The sequence below is a fragment of the Aporhodopirellula aestuarii genome (assembly GCF_023701485.1).
GTDB classification, from domain to species: domain Bacteria; phylum Planctomycetota; class Planctomycetia; order Pirellulales; family Pirellulaceae; genus Rhodopirellula; species Rhodopirellula aestuarii.
Genome location: NZ_JAMQBK010000049.1, coordinates 22,693 through 42,111, shown reverse-complemented (window position 1 = coordinate 42,111; position 19,419 = coordinate 22,693). Strand labels below are relative to the sequence as shown.

Sequence of the window (19,419 nt, the reverse complement as noted above, 5' to 3'; positions counted from 1 at the left end):
TGGACCACGTTCTGGCGAACGTAGCTACGTATTGAGAGTATTGGAGTTTTCGCCGCTCACGTAGCTGAGTTTCTCACAGAATCTGCAAACGGGTGACACCCGCCATTCTCGGTCTCGGAGAGCGTCGAATTGACTACTGAAACGTTACAGATGGAAACGTACGATGGACGTATTATCCGTGGGTTTTGGACGAATTCACTATAGACGGACAAGGATATCCATCGTACGGACCGGACTGATTGTGCCGTTGGCTATGTGATCGCGCGATTGCTTTCTTGTCACACCGATGCGTATGCGTTTTGATGTGTGAAGTCGGGAAGCCGAACGAGTTCGCCGCCTCGCAGCGCAGACTCATGAGCACAGATGCCCACGCAGGTCCAGTTGGCACTGGTGACGGCATTGGGGGCTGGGTCGCGATCTTCGCAGATGGCCGAGATGAACTCGTGTACTAAGTGTGGATGGGATCCACCGTGACCACCGCCTTGCAGGAATGACAGGTGGTTGGAGTCGTGAATTTCGGCCGGCAACGTGAATCGCTGAATCGGTTCGGGAAGAAGGTGTGCAAAATCCGGGATTTCGATTTTCTCGGCGATTTCGTGTTCCGGTTTCTTCGCGGTGTGGATGACGTGGGGTTCGTTTTCGACCAACGTCCACTCGAAACTTTTTTTGGTGCCGTAGACGTCGAAGCTTTCACGGTATTGCCGTGCAACATCATGCAAGAATCGCCAAATGTGAGCAGTGACATCGCTGTTGTGCAGTTTGATGTGGCAGCTTTCGACAGCGAAGCTGCAGCCTGACTTTCTCGCGATTTCGTCGCTGACGGTACCGGAGCCGAAACAACTGACGGATTCGGCGAGCGCGTCGGTAAGTGCCAGGCAAGGGCTCACGACGTGCGTGGCATAGTGCATTGGGATCATCGACTCCCAATAGCTGGGCCAGCCGTCCATGTCTTGCGGGTGCGAAGCGGCAAGGTACTGAATCTTGCCGAGTTCACCTCGCTCGTACAGATCTTTGATGAACAAGTACTCGCGGCTGTAGACCACTGTTTCCGCCATCATGTATTTCAGACCGGTGTCCTGCACCTTCTCGACGATTTGGCGACATTCATCGATTGTGGTCGCCATCGGGACGGTGCACATGACGTGTTTGCCGGCGTCCAATGCCCGCAGCGACATCCAGGCATGGTCACCGATGGGACTGTTGATGTGGACGCAGTCCACGTTGGGGGCTTCGAGCACTTGTTCGAACTCGGTGTATCGACCGGAGATCCCGAACTGGTCCGCCGTCTTGTTCATCTCGACTTCGTTGCGGCGGCATACCGCGACGACTTCGGCATTCGGGTGTGCTTGGTAGATCGGAATGAATTCGGCGCCGAACCCGAGTCCAATCATCGCCATTCGTACCGGTTGAACGCTCATGTGTATTCTGCCTGCTTGGTAAATTGCTATCAGTTAGGTTGTCGAACGGACATCAACGCTCAGCCCGACGTGTCAGTAAAAAGCTGTCCGTTAGGACGAGCATCGAGGTTGGTAAAACGCTCTCCATTGTGAGGGCGAGCAGTTTGAATGTTGTGAAAGCATCGTGGTGTGCCTTCACGTTTTCGGTTGAGCAGCGGTTCGGGTTGGATTCGACCACTGTTTTTCTTCTCGTTTTGCTCGGCCCTCCGGGTGAGAGGACCGAGTGAAATGCGTTACTTCGGGCGAGCGAGGTCTTGTTTAGCCTTGCGACAAATCCATGTTGCGATGGAACGCTAGGATTTGGGAATCGCTTTGGATCCGCTCGCACGGTCTTTGTACTCCTCTTGCGAAGATTGGCCGTAATTCTCCCAACGATCGATTCGTTCAGGCGTTGCCAAGATCACCGCGTTCTTTTTCTCACTGCATCCGATGAGTGGTGCGACGAGTCCGCAGGCCACCAGCAACAGTGCTAGTCGATTGGTCATGAAATTGTCTCTGGTTTGATTGTAGAAGTGAATTTGGCGTTGTGAGGAGCGAGCCCGTTAGAAGTCAAAGTCGATGACTTCGCGGCTGGCACGTGTTCCGAGAGCACCCCAAATTCCAAACGGGCTGACGGATCCGGGGACTGTCGGGCGATTACCAGTGTGGTCCCAGAAAACCATTCCGTTGTGGGAACCGGTGTCGATCGAATCGGTGATGAACTTCACCGCACCGTCTCCCATCAGGACGTGGGCACCGCCTTGGTGTCGACTGCTCGTGCTACCTGACATCTCGGCACCCGAACCTCCTAGCGAGCAGAGTTCCGTGTTGGGGGCGTTGATCGTCATGACGCTCGTCCAAAGCGGCTCGCCATTGGCCCACATGTAGCCGCGTGCTCGTTCAGGATTATCGAGTTGATTCTTGCCTGGATCGCCACTTGCCACTTGAACGATGCTCTCGCCCCAGAATCGCGGGCGGAGTTGGCTGATCGCCCCTGCACACTCCTTGCGGTTGTCGACGAAGTTCCACCAGTTGCGAGGTGCTCGGAGGGCGATGGTGGTGATGTCATGGTCACCGAGGTCGGTGTTGATCTCGCCAGCAGCGACCGTGTTCGCCAATCCATCCAAGATGTCACGGAATCGCGAGTCCATCATTGGCTTGAAGAAGCCACGGTAGTGTGCACGTGCATCGTTTTGAAGAACCGTGCTCCAACGCAGGTTATTGGTCCAAGGGTCCCAGGGGCCGAAGCTGGTCATCGCATCGTCCCCGATGCAGGCCGCGTAGTTGGTCCGGCCCATGGCAGGAAGACCAAAGCCCGGGTCGCTGGGACAACGGAAGGTAGGAATATCGGTCGCCCATGGGCCGTAAGATGGAATCCAGGGGGCCGGTCCCATCGCGGACCATGGTGGAGTCCGAGCGGTTCCGTCCGCGTTCTTGTTGTTGGGGTTGGAGATTTGTTCCCACAACGCTTGCTGCTCAACGAAGGGAAGGACTCCGACGAGATAGCTCAATAAACGGTTGTTGGTCACGAGGTGAGTGCCACCGCCGGAGGAGAACGTGCCGCCCATGTGCGTCGGCAAACGGTCGTAGGCGGAGTGGTAGTTATGGATTCCCAATCCGATTTGCTTGAAGTTGTTGCTGCAGCTCATTCGTCGAGCCGCCTCGCGAGCAGCTTGCACTGCGGGCAAGAGTAACCCCACAAGCACACCGATAATCGCAATCACGACGAGTAGTTCGACAAGTGTGAATGCGGGTCGAGGTTTCGGGTTTGGCACCCGTGTTTGAGTTTTCGCTGGAACGAATGTTCCCGCTAAAGTCATGGTTCTGTCTTTCATTTCGATCACTCGGCTAGAATTGGAATGGATAAATGAGGCTTTACGGTCCAGGCGGGTGGGCTTGGGAATGCGTATGCGGTTTTGTTTCCCGCACGATTGAATTGTAGGGTTGCGAATTTGCCAGTCTATGCGATATTGCGCATAAGTTGTGTGCGATTTTACCGGGCGGTTGGTGGCAGGTTGCAAGCGGCGCGAGGTGTCAGTGAAGAAACGGAAGTCGGTTGCATTGTTGGTTGAGACGTCTAATGCCTATGCACGGAACCTGCTTAGGGGAGTGCTCGCGTACACCCGCACGCATGAATCTTGGTCGATCTATCTGCCGGAGCAACAACGCGGTGCACTGCCACCGGATTGGTTGAAGGGTTGGAAGGGGGACGGTCTGATCGCGAGAATCGAGACCGAAGAAATTGCGCGCTTTGTCCGCAAACTTGATGTGCCGGTCGTCGATGTGAGTGCCGCTCGGTTTGTTCCCGAGATTCCATTTGTCGAAACGAATGACCGCAGCATCGCACGGATCGCGTTCGAGCATTTTCATGAACGCGGTTTTGAGAACTATGCGTATTGTGGTGAGTCACACTACAAGTGGTCACGGCTGCGCGAAGAAGGTTATTTCCAAGCGGTTCGTGACGCGGGGCATGAGTGTCGCGTGTTCTCTTCACATTCGGACACGGAGGCCGGTTTTTCGTTGAGTCGCGAGCGGACCCGTTTGGCTCGTTGGCTTCGGTCGCTGCCCAAACCGATTGCATTGTTTGCATGTTATGACATCAAGGCGCAACAGATTCTCGATATCTGTTTGCAACATGAGATACGCGTTCCGGAAGAGGTCGCATTGCTTGGCGTCGACAACGATGAGTTATTGTGTGAACTCTGCACTCCACCGTTGTCAAGCGTGATCCCAGCGGCGAGTGGTGCCGGACAAGAGGCGGCGAGGTTATTGGAGTTGATGATGTCCGGTAAAGAGATTGATCGTTTGGAGTACTTGATCGAACCGCTCGGTGTGACGACGAGGCAGTCCACGGACGTGCTCGCTATCGAGGATCCCGACATCGCGGCAGCGGTCCGCTTTATCCGCGACTCGGCTTGCGACGGGATTGACGTTCACGATGTTTTAGAGCGAGTCGCTCTCTCTCGTCGCGCCCTAGAAAAACGGTTTAAGGAAATCGTCGGGCGCACGCCTCATCAAGAGATTGTCCGTCGCCGCGTGGAGGCGATCCGTCGATACTTGATTGATACCGATTTGACGCTTGCCCAAATCGCGCGACGGACAGGGTTTCAAAACGAAGAGTACATGAGCGTGACGTTTCGCCGGGCCACCAACGTTCCGCCGGGACGATACCGAAAAGAACGCGGGTGATTCTAATCGCGAACGTTTTTCTAAATGCTTTCGGTTGATCACGTGTCGGTAACTTGTTTGCGGTTGACGAATAACGGGCTGTGATTGAAGCAAAATCGTAGATGGCATCGGGGATTTTGGTTGCTTCGCAATTTCGCTTGTTCATCACCGCTCAGACCATCAACATGCCATCATGAAGACGTTTGTTTATCTTCTCGTATCGTTGTCCGTTTTCGTGTCGGATGCACCGGCGCAGGACGTGGCGATGGATGGCCCATTCGGAACGCTCAAACAGGAGATGCAGGTGCGATGACCGAAGAAACGTTTGATCCGATTCGTTTTCCAAGGACATCCGGTTCCGTCGGGCGACGCACGCGAGGGGGACTGGTACGTCGATCAAAGTCGTACCCGATGCCGATTCATCGCGAGCTTTGCCACAAGTACACCTGTCGACGATCGATATCGCGATCACGCCGATAGGCGGTGAGACCGCGGTGCGTGGCGAAGGGAGATTTGACAAGGACGTTTGGGCTTAAAAACCCGATGTCGTTTTCATCGATTACTCGCTAAACGATCGTGCGATTGGTCTTGAAAAATCGGCGGCGTGGCGTTCGATGATTGAGAAGTGCCGAGCGGCAGACGCCCCGTCGTGCTTTTCACGCCCATGCCTGATTCGCACGAAGACATCCTCGATGAAACGACTAACCTGGCTCGTCACGCCAAACAGGTTCGCGAATTGGCCGAGGAATATGGCGTGCCGCTTATCCATTTTTAATGCCGCAATCGGAGAACGGGTTCGCAATGGGGACAAGATCGAGACGTATCTTTCGCAGCCCAACCATCCCAAGAAAACAGGCAATCGGATCGTCGCTAAGGGAATGTTCGGAAACAACTTTGGCCCTTCCAATTCTAGTGCAAGGACGCGATCGGTCTGTTGCTTTCGTTGTTTCGCAAATCCTAGTGAGCCGACAGCGCTAGCTGCGGGCCTCCAATGATTGTGTCCTCACCGTTAGGCCCGCGGCTAGCGCCGTTGGCTCGTTCAATCAACAGCCCGCGAGCCCTCCGGCGACACACTGGGCGGCTCGCGTCACACTGCTAACAACGAACCTATTTCCGAATGCGTCCCAAATTGATCGGACGCCTGTTTTTCTAACGGCGAATGTAAGTTCAATCTCAATGCGTCAAGGAATTGGCTGCGATCTCTGTTGCGGTGTTAGCCCTTTGTCCTGCGTCGTTTGGATCCAACCGACAAGCAACGCACGCAATTCGATTAGCGTTTTCTGGTGATCAGGTGACTCGGCAAGGTTATGGATCTCGTGTGGGTCAGCCTCGATGTCGTACAATTCTTCGGTAGGCTTGCGGGTTTTTAGGATCAGTTGTTGCGTTTGCGTCAGACGTCCTTCTGCATCCAAACGTTCAATCACGGGCAGCATGGGGCGATGAGCCCGGACGTAATCGCATTCGCGATATCCGTTTTCTGGTTCGTAGTTGCGGATGTACTTGTATTGCTGCGTGCGCACGCAGCGGATGGGGTCCAACACTTCATCGATCAGATCTCGAGCCGCGAAAATATGGCTACGTGTGTGTGGGTTTGCGGACCACAGCGTTTTGCCATCGAGATAATCAGGCATCTCGGCGCCGGCTAGATCCAAAACGGTCGCGGAAATATCCAGCGTGCTGACGAGGTCATCGATGACGGTGCCAGCCTTGCCGGGTTTTTCACTGTCCGGACGCGGGTCGCGAATGATCAACGGTACAAGCAGCCCGGGATCATAACACCAGCACTTGCCGCGCAAGTGACAGCGGCCGTTATCACCCATGAAGATCACGATCGTGTTGTCTTCGATTCCTTCATTGCGAAGTCGGTCGAGAATTTGACCGAGCTGGAGGTCATTGCGTTGAATCGAATCGAGGTACAGTGCCCAGTCTTTCCGGCAATCGGGGTGGTCAGGAAAATAGGGCGGCAGTTCGACCGCGTCGGGATCGACCGGGTGTTTCGACAGAGTGCGAATTTTTTCCCAGACGCCTTTGGGCTGGCGATGAGAGTGATAAAGCGTGATTTGTGCAAAGAACGGTTGTCCCTTTTCTCGTTTACTCCAATCGTTCCCGTCGAACAGTTTTGGGGCGGGGAACATCACGTCGGTCTTGCCCGAATACCCACACGCCAGGGCCGTGTAATAACCCGCCTCGCGCAGCAGGTGCGTAATCGGCTGGATGCCGTCGGGCAAACGGTCGATCTTCGTGCGTTGATTTTGAGTGCTCGTGCGGGTTTGGTACACGCCGGTGATCATCGCATTGCGTGAAGGCGTGCAGGACGGGGCGGTGCAAAACGCATGCGTGTAACGGACTCCTTGGGCGGCGAGACGATCCGCGTTGGGTGTTTGGACCGCGGGATGCCCGTAGCACGATAACTCCGTACTGATGTCCTCAGCCATGATCCAAATGATGTTAGGACGCTGATCGGACGACACCTTCGAGGTCAAGCTTTGAATGGCCTTGATGCGTTCGGCACCGAGGGCATTTCGCTCGTTCCAGAAACTGTAGGAGTCATGGTTGTCCCAACCGTGCCAGTGGTAGGTTTCGGTGATGCGTTGGTCCCGAGCGATCGCCTTGGCGAGCGCGTCTTCGATGCCCGCCAACGCGGCGATATCTTTGTCAGGCTGCTCCTCGGGGCGGCGCTGGCGCCGGCGCATTTGTCGCCCAGGATCAAAGCTGGACAGGTCGGCCCCAAATTCGGTGATCACGATTTCGTTCTCGATTCCCTCGAGAGCGTCCAAGAGCAATTTCGAATAGTTCTCAGCGGTTCGCTGCCCGTCTGGCAACCAGTTCGGATAGAAGTGATACGCGACGGCGCCCTCCCATCCTGCATCGACGACCGAGCGGATGTCTTCGGCGTAGCCGATTCCGTCAATGATACAACGGTCCATCGGGATGCCGGCATCGTGAATCACCGAGCGCATCGTCGCGATGTACGTTTCCGCCGATTCGTATCCGAACGGTTCATTGAAAATTTCGAATCGTAGTCCATCGCGATCTTTGAATCGCTGATAGAGGCTTTTCCACGCCTCGGTAAACTTATCGATGTCGTTGATGCGACCATTACCGTGATCCACCTCGCCCGCTTCATTGGTATCCCACATGCAGACAATGCCACGGTTGCCAAGCCTGTCGGTCAGTGCTGCCAACCGGTCGAGTGCGGCAGAGTCGAAGCAGGTTTCGACGTTGACGGGGTAGCGGAAGCGGGTGAAATGAGCCCCCCGGATCCGCTCGATCTCCTGATCCGAGTAGTGATAACCGAAGACGCCCGGCAGAAAGGCGCCCTGGTTCGATGTGCCACGTTTGGGGGCCAAGTTCAGCCCGGCCGCGGAGCAAACTGCGGCGAAGTGAATGGCTGCAAAACCGATGATGCAGACACGCAGCAGCGAAAGGGGTGGGTTCATGGTGTCGAATTCTCAAAGTGCCGATAGGAAGTTTTTAGGCGACGGTTCCGTGCCGTTGGATGTGGCGAAATTGGGTTGCGCCGCTCCTCTGCGAACTCTGGCGAGTCCGGCTACGCCAATTGTTTCTCCTACCAGAACCAAGGGCCGATCAATTCAGCGACGACGCGGTTGCCCGCTTTGTTGGGATGATTGGGTTGGGAGAGGTAGTCGTCAATGTTCTCGCCGTCGTCGACCAGTTTCCGAAATGCCGCGTAGGAGTCGACCAGCGTGAGGTCGTATTCACGTGCGAGTTTTCGAACTTGCTCCGCGTGTTGGGCAAGGATTGTGGTCTCGTCGAGGATGTTTTCGTGCGAATCGGGGGTCGGTGTCAGCAAAACGACGGGAACGCCTGCGGCTTGGCACTTTTCGATCATCGATCGCCACGCGGTTTCCGTCGCCTTCAGTCCCACGGCGCGGTCGTTCAAACTGTAGTCAATGAAGACCACGTCGGGACGCAATGACAATACGTCGGATTCAAATCTTGCGTTACCTCGAACGGCGTTCTCGCCGCCGATTGCGGTGATCGCGAGATCGATCGTCGCGTAGTTGTAGGTTTCGCAAAGTTTGCGATGGAACTGCATCGGGTACGAGTCGTACCGCGAAACTTCCCCGGCGCGGCCGTAACCGGCGGGTACCGAATGCCCGTGAAAGACGAATCGAATCAAACGATTCTTCGGCCAATGGATTTGCATTTCCTTCTTGAGTGAAGCAAACGGATCGCTCGGTTGGGTTTCTTCGTCCGCGTCTTGATTGAAGCTCGGGATCAAACCCAATTCGTCGACGCCGACGGTGCCGTCCGCAAAGACCGGGGCGAGTTCCGCGATCGCACTGTTTTGAGCTTGGCTCACTTCCGAGAGTGCCTCAAAACGGATCGACTTGATCGGTTTCGTTTCGTCAAAGCGAATTTTCGACGGAGGTTGTTTGCCTTCGATCACGTTGGACCATCGTTTGCCGTCCTCGCTGACCGAAACTCGGTAGCCGTCAATCTTGCCACGCGTGCTATCTTGGCGAGCGACATAGTTCATGCCCATGACAGACATCGGTTGCGAAAAATCGAACACGATCGAGTAGGGATATTTGTTTGCGGCGCTCCTCCAATCATTATGCCAAATGGTTTTTGAGTCGTTGTCGGAGAGGTTGCTCAGAGGGTAATCCGGATGGCTCGTGCCATGCTCCAGGCGAATTTGATAAGGCCGCGACTGGAACAATTTGGCGACCTGCCCCGGCGTCATTTCCGAACGTGGAGCAAACCGGTCGCTTTGCAGATAGCCGAGTATCGAATGTTTGAGTTGAGCAGCCGCGATGCGGTTTTGCGGGTCACTTTCCAGATCGAGTGTGCACACCATCAGCGAACCATCGCCGACCTGGGTTTCCCACAGGATGGCAGGCAGGCTGTTCCGATTGTATTTGTCGATGAACTGCATGATCGGTTGGAAACCCGGTCCGAGTTCGTCGGCGTTGACCGAGGTCGAGGTCGCCAGTAATTCCCACCACTGCCAATCGGTGTGGGATGCTGTTGGAAACTGATCGAAAACCGGATGGGCGTCATCGATTACCGTTCCGAGCGAACCGGGTTGATTCGGAAAGTGGAGTGGACTCCAGAAAACCGGGATGAACCGACCATCGAGCGGTTCGCGGATCTCTTCGCGGTCGGGCAGGAAGAGAACCTTCTTGCCATCCGCGAGTGCGTCAAACAATCGTTTGCCGTATTGGCGAATCACCACGACGTCGTCGGTAGGAACGGCTTTGCCACTGGGGTAGACCCAAAAATTCCAGTCGTTGAGATAGACCTGAGACGCCGCGTCGTTTGCGGCGGTGTGATCGGGACGGACACGGACGGCGAGATGAAGTTCGGACGGTTTGGACACCGAACCGAGATCGAATTCGACGTTGCCGATTTGGTGTCCGTTGCCCAGCGGAATGTTGACTTTGTCGATCGAGCCTTGGGCTAGCGTTTTCCCCGCCGCGTTATGGATGGTCCAGTCAACAGTTGCGTTGGCTAGCGGTTCATCGCCAAAGTTTGCGACTTCGATCGTCGCTGAAAAACGCTCCTGTCCCCGCCAAGTGCGTTTCGGCATTCGTGTCAACGGCACGATGGGCGAGCAGAAGCGTCGAAACTCGGCCGGAGTCAAAAGTTCCTTGGAGTCCCAGAACGCGTCGAGCAAACCAACCGTCGCGGTGCTTTGACCGGGGAAATCGTGCAGATCGAGAAGTTGGATGCCAGACAGGCCTTCGGTTCGCAATGCACGCTCGATGTCTTCCTTGTAGAGTATCGCTGCGAGTTTGCCGGACCCACGCGTGTACTTCGGCGCATCGTCTAGGCGACCTTTCTTCGTCAAGTCCGCCCGAATCGCCTCAAAGTTGAGTGCTCTGAGATTGCCATCGTATTTTGGAAGCTCTTTCAGGTTGGGGTACACGTTGTACTGACCAACTTCATGCGTAATCAACGGAACGTCGAGACATTCGAGACCCGGTGAATAGTCGCTGTCGGTGGTCGGTTTGGTTTGATTGAGGAAGCCTTGGCCACGAACCCATCCAGTCGCTGTCTTTTGAGAAATGAAATAGTCGTCTTGGGGCCCGGGCACCTCACCACGCTTCGAAAAGGAATACGACGTGCTGGTGTAAAGCACGTGCGGTGCGAACGATCGCAGTTGCGCGATCATCTTATCAAGGTGGGCGTAGTCTCCCGTCAACTCGTTCCCGAGGCTGAAGAAGACGAACGACGGGTGGTGGGCATATTCGCGTAGGATCCGTTCGCCTTCGTCGAGAAGGTACTCGTCGACTTTCGGAAGTTGCCCCATCTTGAACGTCCAGTTTGGCAGTTCAACTTGGAGATAGACACCGTGTCGATCGGCCGACTCAAAGGCTGCCTCGGGAGGACACCACGAATGGAATCGCAGGTGGTTCAAGCCATACTGTTTGAGCGTGCTGAATACCTTGTCCCAACCGTAGGTCGTCGACTCACCGGTTTGCATCGGTGGGTACCCGGTTTTTGGAAAGATGCAGCATTCCAGCGTGCCACGCATGAACGCGGGGTTGCCGTTGACGAGCAATCGACGACCCTTGGTTTGGACGGATCGAAAGCCGGTCGTGAGAGTCGATGTGGTTCGTGTGCCATCCGTGGCGTTTGCGAAGGATGCGGTAACTTCGTAGAGCGCCGGATCGAACTCCGACCACTTCATCAACTTGTCATCCGAAATGCCGACGAGCACATCGCCGGAGTTGCTCACTGATTTCGACCACGTGATTTTTTGCGGACGGTCGTTTGACAAGGACTCTACGGTGACCTCCAAACGTCCCTTTGCGGGAGAAACCACTCGCAGGGGATTGGTTTTGATCGATAGTTGTGTTTTTGGAACGCGATTCAATTCGATCTTGCCGAGGATGCCGTTCCATATGGTTTGCGTCTCGTTGGTGTAGGCGTGCCCGATCGTACCGATGTCGACTTGCAGACGATTGTCGACGCGGACGACCAAGAGGTTGTTTCCTGGTTGAAGGTATGGACCGACCGAATATCGATGAGGCGTCGAAAGCGAGTTCTTCGACCCGACTTCTTTCCCGTTGAGCCAAACGGTTGAATCCCAAAGGACACGTTCAAACAACAGGTTCGCGTCTTTTCCTGACCAACTCTCGTCGATCTCAAAGGTACGCGAGTACCACGCCGCACCGATGTAAGACGCGCGAGGATGAAGGTGGTGAAAGACTTCCTTGGTTAATTTCGGTTCCAGATCCAATGGTTTCCCGATGCCTGCGTCGGCCAACGAACCCGGCAGGCTGATCTCGCTGCCGCCGATTTGATCAAACCAATTTGCTTTCTCACCTTTGTCATCGGGGTCGACACGAACGGCCCAGGTTCCTGACAGGTCGATTGCGAGGGCTGTTTGGGAGCAGAGGCTCATCGAAAGCAGCGCGAGAGCGACGGAGATAAAGCGAGAGTAATTCATGGAAGAGATACTTCGTTGGCACATGCGTTCTAGGTGAACCAGACTGGTTTGCGACTTCGAGCGTTCGTTTCAGCGGCGGAATACGCTCGATCGGCTACTGAAAATGGCGTTAACTCGATTTGGTGAGTTCACGCTCGATCTCTTCGAGCGATTTGTTCTTTGTTTCGGGAACATTGAAGTACAAAACGACGAAACCGATTAAGCAAATGAAGCCGTAAAGCCAAAACGTACCCGAGGCTCCCAATGCGACGTTGATCGGTTTGAACGTGGCGGTTAAGGCAAAGCATGCGATCCAGAGTGCGGACACACAAAGGCTCATCGCGGCGCCACGGACCCGGTTCGGGAAGATTTCCGATAGCAATACCCAGGTGATCGGTGCGAGCGTCATCGCGTAGCAGGCGATCGCAGTTAAGACGACGATCAACACGACAACGCCTTTGACTTCGTAGTAGTAGCAGGCGCCCAGGATCGCGTAAGTCACCATCAGTCCGCCGGAGCCGAGCAGCATCAATGGACGACGCCCCCATCGATCGACGGTATTGATCGCCACGAGTGTGAATAGCAAATTCACGATTCCCGTGATGACGATATTGAACATCATGCCGCTGACGTCGTATCCCGCAGCGGAGAAGATTTCCTGAGCGTAGTTGAAGATGACGTTGATGCCGCACCACTGCTGGAACATGGCAATGAAGACACCGAGGCCGATGATCTTGAGAAGTTTGGGGTGGAGGAGCTCGCGATAGCTCGTCGACTCGGCCGCGGACTGAAGTGTTTGCGCGATGTCCGTCACTTCGAGTGCTGCGTATTCCGACCCGCCGATCTTGGTCAAAATGCCTTCGGCCTCTTCGGCTCGATCTTGCTGCAACAACCAGCGGGGGGATTCCGGGATCACCAACGCGAGCAAAAAGAACAGTCCGGCTGGGACGGTCTCGGCGGCGAACATCCAACGCCATCCGTATTGGCCGCTCCATGAGTTCAGGATCACGTCAGCGGTGGCCTCGCGATCAATCGGCGAGTAGTTGTAGATCATGAGATTCACGACTTGGGCGGCGAGCACACCGATCACGATCGTGAGCTGGTTCATCGAAACGAACTTGCCCCGCATCGAGGTCGGCGACACTTCGGCGATGTAGATCGGTGAGACGTTGGACGCCAAACCGATCCCGATCCCGCCGAGGATGCGAGCCACGATGAAGGTATTAAAGCTATGTGAAAGTGCCGTCCAGATTGCTGAGGCTGTAAAAAGCATCGCTGCAATAATCAGCATCTTTTTACGCCCGAGCGAATCGGTGAGAGCGCCTGAGATTAACGCCCCGGCGAGGCAGCCAGCCAAGGCGGAACTCATTGCCCAACCTGACAACCAAGCTTTGTCGGGGCCGACTAAATCGAAGTACGGCTCATAGAACGGTTTCGCACCACCGATGACGACCCAGTCGTAGCCAAACAACAGCCCGCCGAGCGCAGCGACCAGCGATATTCGAAAGATGTAACCGAGATTGAAGGACCTATCGTTTCCCAATGAATCGCCTTGTGTGCAGAGGTGGGGATCGCGTTGTTGTCGTTCGTCGGATGCGGCAATCAGGTGTGCGTCGCGACGGACGGTCGCACTTTGCTCGAACGTTCGCTTGCGCGCTGTCGATGCAAGGCGACTCCGATGTGGGTTGGATCCCATTCGAGTATCGCATCGAAATGCTCATTGGCTTCCTCCACCCGTTCCAAACCAAGGGCCCCGAGTGCCATCATGTAGCGACAGTGGATCTGGTTGTTCTGTTTGAGGTCGGCGTCAAATACCAAAAACAACGGTAATGATACGGCAAAGTAGTCGATCGTCACTTCATCGTTGAAGTGCCGTTTTCCGTAGTCGACAAGACGTTGGAATCGATCGACGGCTTCGTCGTGGTTGTTCAGTTTGGTTTGGGCAAGCCCCTGGTAGTAGATCGTTTCCGGCGGCTGGTCGTTGTAGTACATCGCTGACGTCGGTTCGCCGAGCCCTTCGCTGGCTGCTTCGAAATATCGCACGGCGTTGGCCGTGTCACCGAGCGATTCGTAGACGCAGCCGAGGTGATAGTGGATCTCGTTTTCTTGGGCTCCAGCCAGTTTGCCTTCACCGAGATTGAGCGGCCAGTTCAGTGCACACTCGAGGTGTTCGATCGCCTCGGACGCGTTGCCTTTCTTGAACGCGTGCAGAGCCAACTGAACACGAGCGACCACGTATTGAGCAGGCACTTTGCCTTCGCCGCCTTCCCAAGGTCGGAAGTTTCGCGCCATGAGCAGCTCAAGAGCAATCGAATATTCACCCCTCAGGTTATGAAGCGTGCAGAGTTGCAAATAGAGATCGTCGCGTGCGTCTACGAGAGGACGATTTTCCTGCAATCGCTTCAGACGCTGCTGCGGATCCAATCCAAGTCGCAGCGAGAGCTGGTCGAGCTCAAAGAGGACGCGTGGGTCATTGCGATCCAAGTCAAACGCCTTCTCCATCGATGCCAAGGCGCGTTCGCTGTCATGTCGTTGGTTGAAATACGCCAACGACAAATTGCGGTAAACAGTGGGGAAGCGGGTGTTTAACTCGCCAGAGCGTTCCCAGCACGCGATCGCTTCGTCGTATTGTCGGCGGTCGTACCACAAGTTACCCAGTTGGTAGGCGGCAACATAATCGCCCTCGGGACAATCAATCGCGGACTTTAAGACCGCGATGTCTTCGAGTTTGTTGGCGAAATAGAGATCCTTCTCACCGGAGGCCTGTGCCAGTTGTCGTTGCGACGCCGCGTCGGCGGTTCGACCGAGTTTCTGCAAGTAGTAGGCGAGGTGATAGCGAACCATCGCCGGAACTTGCTTCATTTTGTCGATCAATCGAGACAGCACCGCCGCCGCGGTCTCAAAATCACCGAATGCGGCGTAGTCGATTGCGGTTTCGATGATGGTGTTGGGTTCGTCGCGAGTGGCCACTTCATACGGGGAGTAATCATCGCGAACGATCGCTTGTTCGAAAAGTACGCCGAAATTGAACGGGTTTCTCGCCAATTCGCGATCGATCAGCTCGGATTGCGCGGCGGTTCCTCGCTGCAGGCAAACGAGCAGATGGGATGCTTGGCTGTGGTTGGCGTTGTTGTCCAGGCAGCGTTTGCAGAACTGAATCGCTTCGCTGCGTTTTCCGCGAATCGCCGCCAACCGTGCGAGTTCGAAGAACGAAGGGGACGCCCATGCCGCATTCCATGTCGCTTTGTAGAAAGCGTTGTAGGCGTCATCATGCTCGGCAAGCATCGTCTTGGCCAAGCCAAGATTGTAGAGCGGTTCGCCATCGTATGGATTCGGGTTGTGACGCGTCATTCGCTCGACAGCTCGCTCAAAATAGCGGACCGATTTTCCGAACTGACCTTGGCGATAGAGGAGTTTACCCTTCGCGTTGTTGATACGAATGTCGCCATCGTCTCGCCGCAAACCTTCGTCGTAGTACTGCATCGCGCGACGTGTGGCGTGGCGGTACTGTTCGATGTGTTGTCCGGCGAGGAGCAATGACTCGAGCGAATCGATTTCGGCGGGAGGCGCAATCGCGGTTGCCGCGTCGGGAACCTCATGCACGGTTCCGGCGGGCGGAGTCCATGAAACCAGCTCGCGACCCTTACTGTCTTGTACCGTCACGGTCAGATCGCTCGCGGTGAACTTCCCTGATAGTTCGAACGAAGTCTCAAAGTGAGCGTGTGGAGAGGCGTCAAAGCTGGTTTCGCCGAGGATTGAGTTGCCCGTCGACAGTGTCATTTTGACGCTCTCGTGACGGCTCGTTGTGTAGATCCGGATTTCAGCGTGACGTTCGGTGACGTCCATCCCAACCGCCGCATCAACGGTTGCATTTCCGATCATGCCGACGCCTTTGTACGGCATGAAATACTGTTGAAACGACTTTTCTTCGCCCGGCATCAGCCAGGTGAAGTCCGGTTGATTGTCTGTGTAGACGCCGCACATCAATTCGATGTAGGGGCCGTCTTCATCGGTGAGTTGTCGGTCCCATGCTTGGCCGAACTCTCCGTTGCCCCACGTCCATTGTTTTTTGCCGGGGCTGACGTTGTGGTCGCAAACGTGGAGCAGGCCGGCACGCCGTCCGTGATCGTACGTGCCTACAAAGTCATAGTCGCTCTTGTAGGCCATGTAGGAGGTCGGAACGGGAATGTTACGGTAGCGAGAGATGTCGGTTCCCCGTTGATCGCCGATTTGATCGTCGCCAGTCGAGTAGTCGACTTTGTAGTACGTGCCCGTCGCGATCGGAAACGTCGACACGTCGCGTTTCCCATGATCGAGAACCGCGTTGACATCAGGTGGGAATACCGATTGATGGTTCTCGTCGACCGAAACCGCTGGGTTGGCCCACCACAAGAACGTTTGTGGTAGCGACGTGCGGTTGGCCACGTGGGCTTTGATTTCAATGAACGCGCGGTCGGCGTGCAGGCAGATCCCGTATCGGCACTCCGTGCGATGCATCCGGTCGATTTCGTGACACCAGACGGTCGCGGATCCGTCGTCGTCGGATTCCAATTGAAAGTCAACGGGACCGTAGGTATTAGGCCGGTGGTGTTGTGGCCAGTTGAACTCGATGCCACCGCTGATCCAAGGTCCGGCCAAGCCGACCAAGGCTGGCTTGATGACCCGGTTATAATAGACAAAGTGATAGTCGTTCGTCTTATCGAACGCCATTTGAATGCGACCGCCCAATTCCGGCAGCACCATCACCTTCAGGTACTCGTTCTCGAGGAACACGGCTTGCCATTCTTTGTCGTGCTTCTCATTTTCGATTCGATCGATCACGGCGAACGGGTAGACGGCGCCGCTGCTACCTTGATAGACCCGCTTGTCGAGAAACATCGGATTGGGATCCGGATCCCCGACTTCGTATGTCGGGATCGTGATGGTTTCGAGCCAGATTCGGGCAGTGTTCTTCGTGTTCATCGCTTTCTACTTTGATGGGGTTGAAGCGCCGGCCGTTTTCGATCGTTCATGGACTGGGGTGGTCTCAATCGATTGGATGGGTGGCTTATGCGAGGAGGGGTTTCGAGATGAAACGTGGGTTGGTCAAAACTGCGGCCTGTCTTACTTACTTCAGTTGGTGACGTGTTTCTTCCGTTTTTGTCGTGCGCAAGTGCGACTCGGGGATTGTTGGGAAATCAAATTCGGTATTTGCTCGCGAATGGGAGGACGCAAGCCCTCCCGAGACGCACCGGGCGGCTTGTGACGCTCCGCTGTTTCCCTTCGTCAGTCGTTCGTCGCACATCGTTCAGTCGTTCGTGACCATGCTACCCCACCAAGTCGCGTTGGGCTTCCAATTTGGATCGAGCATGGCGGCGTGTGAATGTTCGAGCCATTCTTTGAATTTCGTCTGGTAGCGAACGGCTCTCGCCTCGGCTTTGGCCGGATCGAACGTGGGGTCCGCCGCTGGCAAGCCGGCGTTCACGCTTTTGAGCCAACTTTTGAGTTCGCCGGCAAGACGCTGCGTCGTGATCGGCATTTGCAAGGCGAGGTCGTTCGTCTCGCCTGGATCGGTGTCGAGGTTGTAGAGTTCATCGTGACCATCTTCGTAGTAGTGGATGAGCTTCCAATCACCCTTGCGAATGATGGAACTCGGTTCGCCACCTTGATTGCCGTAGTGAGGGTAGTGCCAAAACAAGGCACGCTCTGGGACGGGTTCGCCTTTGATTGCGGAAACCAAACTGACTCCGTCGACATGTTGTTCAGGTTGAGGCGCAAGTCCACAAAGGTCGAGAATGGTCGGATAGAAATCAGCGCCCGTAGCGGGGTAATCGCAAATCGTTTTCGGTTCGATTTGTTCGGGGTATCGGATGTAGTACGGTTCGCGAATCCCACCCTCCCATTGTCGTCCCTTGCCGCCACGCAGCGGCAGGTTGCTGGTTGAGAATCCGTCGCCGGACGATACACCACCGTTGTCGCCCGTGAAAATGACGATCGTTGACCGATCGAGATTGCATTCACGAAGTGTCTTGAGCACATTCCCGACGGCGGTGTCCATCGATTCCATCATCCCGGCGTAAACGGGGTGATCTTGTACTTGGCGAACCGGCATGGTGCGGTCGACTTTGAACCGTGAAGCGGGAGGTGATTGCTCAGAGGCGATCGCACGGTACTTTTCCCAAAGCGGTTTGCTCGTTTGAATCGGTCCGTGCACCGAATAGAAGGACAGCATCGCGAAGAAGGGTTTGGTCTGATGTTCGCGAATGAACTGAGACGTTTCACTCGCTAGACGCAGGGGGAGAGACTCGCCATCAGGGCCGTCCTCAAGAAGCGGGTTTTGATAGGGAGAAAAGTAACCGCCCGGCGGTCCGCCCCGATCGAATCCGCCGCGATTGATTTGATAGCCATGGTCGGTAGGCAGCGAACCTTCTCCGCCCAAGTGCCACTTGCCGGCAAAGAACGTCGTGTAACCGGCATCCCGCATGGCTTCGGCAATGGTTGTGTCTGCTAGGGGAAGCGAACGGGCATACTCGGGCGCGAACAGTCGCTCTCCGAGCGACTGGTTCATTCCGGCACGCGCGCCGATCCAGTCAGTGACACCATGCCGGGGTGGATATTTCCCAGTTTGAATGCTCGCCCGCGAAGGGCTGCAGACCTGACAGTTAGCGTAACCGTTGGTGAACCTCGCTCCGCCGTTAGCCAATTCATCGATGTTCGGTGTTTGGTAGAAAGTGCTGCCTTCTACCGAAAGATCATGCAGCCCAAGATCATCGGCAAGGATGAAGAGAACGTTGGGGCGATCAGAAGCCGCGGACTGTTCGTTCAGTCCCTTTGCAGCACGTCCTGTAACGACCGGGACGACGGTAAGCAACAGCAAGAGGAGATGTCGAAGTGCCACTGTAGAGCTTTGGGAAAGAGGGATTTGGAGTCCAAGGCGGAACCATTTGGCCGAAACTGGATTTAGTCGAATGCTGTGAACGGACGATGTGGCTGGAGGAAACAACCGTTTTCGCGATTGCCATTTGCTACGATCGTTCATTGGATGATCATCACCGCAAATGCCTGGGTTGGAGTCGAGACCTCCAGCGTTACAGGCACCGCGTTTTCGAATCAGTCCCTAGTCTTGAATGACGGGCTGCATATCGTCAGCGGCGTTGGCGTTGAATTCTGCGATCTCTTCTGGAGTCATCTCTCGCGCACCTTCAGGTGGGGAAATCACCGAGTTGGATTCACCGCCACATCCTACGAACGCGATGCAAACGAACACGATTGACAAACAGCTACTTCTAACAGACATCGATTTCCTCATAGCAAACATGTAAATGGAAAATGAAAACACTTCAGCGGTGCGATAGCACCACAGCAAAACTAGCTAACGGGCCCTGAAACTCACTTCGAATCACTCTCGTCCTCAGTTTGCGGCTGTCGCGAGCG

At 55.3% G+C, this 19,419-nt stretch carries 11 protein-coding genes; 2 read left to right on the top strand and 9 right to left on the bottom strand.

The genetic code is table 11. The features are described 5' to 3' along the window. Window positions 1-278 precede the first annotated feature (278 nt). The 3 genes from NB063_RS18510 to NB063_RS18500 form a co-directional block, all read right to left on the bottom strand. A complete protein-coding gene (locus NB063_RS18510; RefSeq protein WP_250930243.1) occupies window positions 279-1,418 on the bottom strand; it encodes a Gfo/Idh/MocA family protein in 1,140 nt (379 codons plus the stop codon). 332 nt (window positions 1,419-1,750) lie between these two features. After that, window positions 1,751-1,942 carry a hypothetical protein gene (locus tag NB063_RS18505; protein WP_250930242.1) on the bottom strand — a complete coding sequence of 64 codons (192 nt, stop codon included), beginning with the start codon at window positions 1,940-1,942 and terminating at the stop codon, window positions 1,751-1,753. A gap of 57 nt (window positions 1,943-1,999) precedes the next feature. Continuing rightward, on the bottom strand, window positions 2,000-3,271 hold the full coding sequence (locus NB063_RS18500; RefSeq protein ID WP_250930241.1) for a DUF1559 domain-containing protein: 1,272 nt from the start codon (window positions 3,269-3,271) through the stop codon (window positions 2,000-2,002). A gap of 202 nt (window positions 3,272-3,473) precedes the next feature. Between NB063_RS18500 and NB063_RS18495 the strand changes: the two genes are divergently transcribed. Next, window positions 3,474-4,625, top strand: a complete 1,152-nt coding sequence (locus tag NB063_RS18495) for a XylR family transcriptional regulator (RefSeq protein ID WP_250930270.1) — start codon at window positions 3,474-3,476, stop codon at window positions 4,623-4,625. Between the two features lie 628 nt (window positions 4,626-5,253). Continuing rightward, a complete protein-coding gene (locus NB063_RS32290; RefSeq protein ID WP_261367451.1) occupies window positions 5,254-5,379 on the top strand; it encodes a hypothetical protein in 126 nt (41 codons plus the stop codon). Window positions 5,380-5,785: 406 nt separating this feature from the next. Here NB063_RS32290 and NB063_RS18490 read toward each other — a convergent pair whose 3' ends face one another. The 6 genes from NB063_RS18490 to NB063_RS18465 form a co-directional block, all read right to left on the bottom strand. Then, window positions 5,786-8,044 (bottom strand): sulfatase-like hydrolase/transferase, encoded by a 2,259-nt coding sequence (locus NB063_RS18490; RefSeq protein ID WP_250930240.1) that lies wholly within the window; start codon window positions 8,042-8,044, stop codon window positions 5,786-5,788. A 128-nt stretch (window positions 8,045-8,172) separates the two neighbouring features. Further along, window positions 8,173-12,027, bottom strand: a complete 3,855-nt coding sequence (locus tag NB063_RS18485) for a GDSL-type esterase/lipase family protein (RefSeq protein WP_250930239.1) — start codon at window positions 12,025-12,027, stop codon at window positions 8,173-8,175. Window positions 12,028-12,136: 109 nt separating this feature from the next. Beyond that, window positions 12,137-13,549: a sugar porter family MFS transporter gene (locus tag NB063_RS18480; protein ID WP_250930238.1), complete on the bottom strand. Its 1,413-nt coding sequence runs from the start codon at window positions 13,547-13,549 to the stop codon at window positions 12,137-12,139. Between the two features lie 59 nt (window positions 13,550-13,608). Continuing rightward, a complete protein-coding gene (locus NB063_RS18475) occupies window positions 13,609-16,968 on the bottom strand; it encodes a DUF5107 domain-containing protein (RefSeq protein ID WP_250930237.1) in 3,360 nt (1,119 codons plus the stop codon). 325 nt (window positions 16,969-17,293) lie between these two features. Then, window positions 17,294-18,883, bottom strand: a complete 1,590-nt coding sequence (locus NB063_RS18470; RefSeq protein ID WP_407652662.1) for a sulfatase — start codon at window positions 18,881-18,883, stop codon at window positions 17,294-17,296. 219 nt (window positions 18,884-19,102) lie between these two features. Next, on the bottom strand, window positions 19,103-19,282 hold the full coding sequence (locus NB063_RS18465) for a hypothetical protein (RefSeq protein ID WP_250930236.1): 180 nt from the start codon (window positions 19,280-19,282) through the stop codon (window positions 19,103-19,105). Window positions 19,283-19,419 lie beyond the last annotated feature (137 nt).

Bases quoted from the DNA above. Each gene is read 5' to 3' on its own strand.
- NB063_RS18505 (WP_250930242.1), bottom strand. From the start codon at position 1,942: ATGACCAATCGACTAGCACTGTTGCTGGTGGCCTGCGGACTCGTCGCA.
- NB063_RS18475 (WP_250930237.1), bottom strand. From the start codon at position 16,968: ATGAACACGAAGAACACTGCCCGAATCTGGCTCGAAACCATCACGATC.
- NB063_RS18465 (WP_250930236.1), bottom strand. From the start codon at position 19,282: ATGTCTGTTAGAAGTAGCTGTTTGTCAATCGTGTTCGTTTGCATCGCG.
- NB063_RS18490 (WP_250930240.1), bottom strand. From the start codon at position 8,044: ATGAACCCACCCCTTTCGCTGCTGCGTGTCTGCATCATCGGTTTTGCA.
- NB063_RS18500 (WP_250930241.1), bottom strand. From the start codon at position 3,271: ATGAAAGACAGAACCATGACTTTAGCGGGAACATTCGTTCCAGCGAAA.
- NB063_RS18485 (WP_250930239.1), bottom strand. From the start codon at position 12,027: ATGAATTACTCTCGCTTTATCTCCGTCGCTCTCGCGCTGCTTTCGATG.
- NB063_RS18510 (WP_250930243.1), bottom strand. From the start codon at position 1,418: ATGAGCGTTCAACCGGTACGAATGGCGATGATTGGACTCGGGTTCGGC.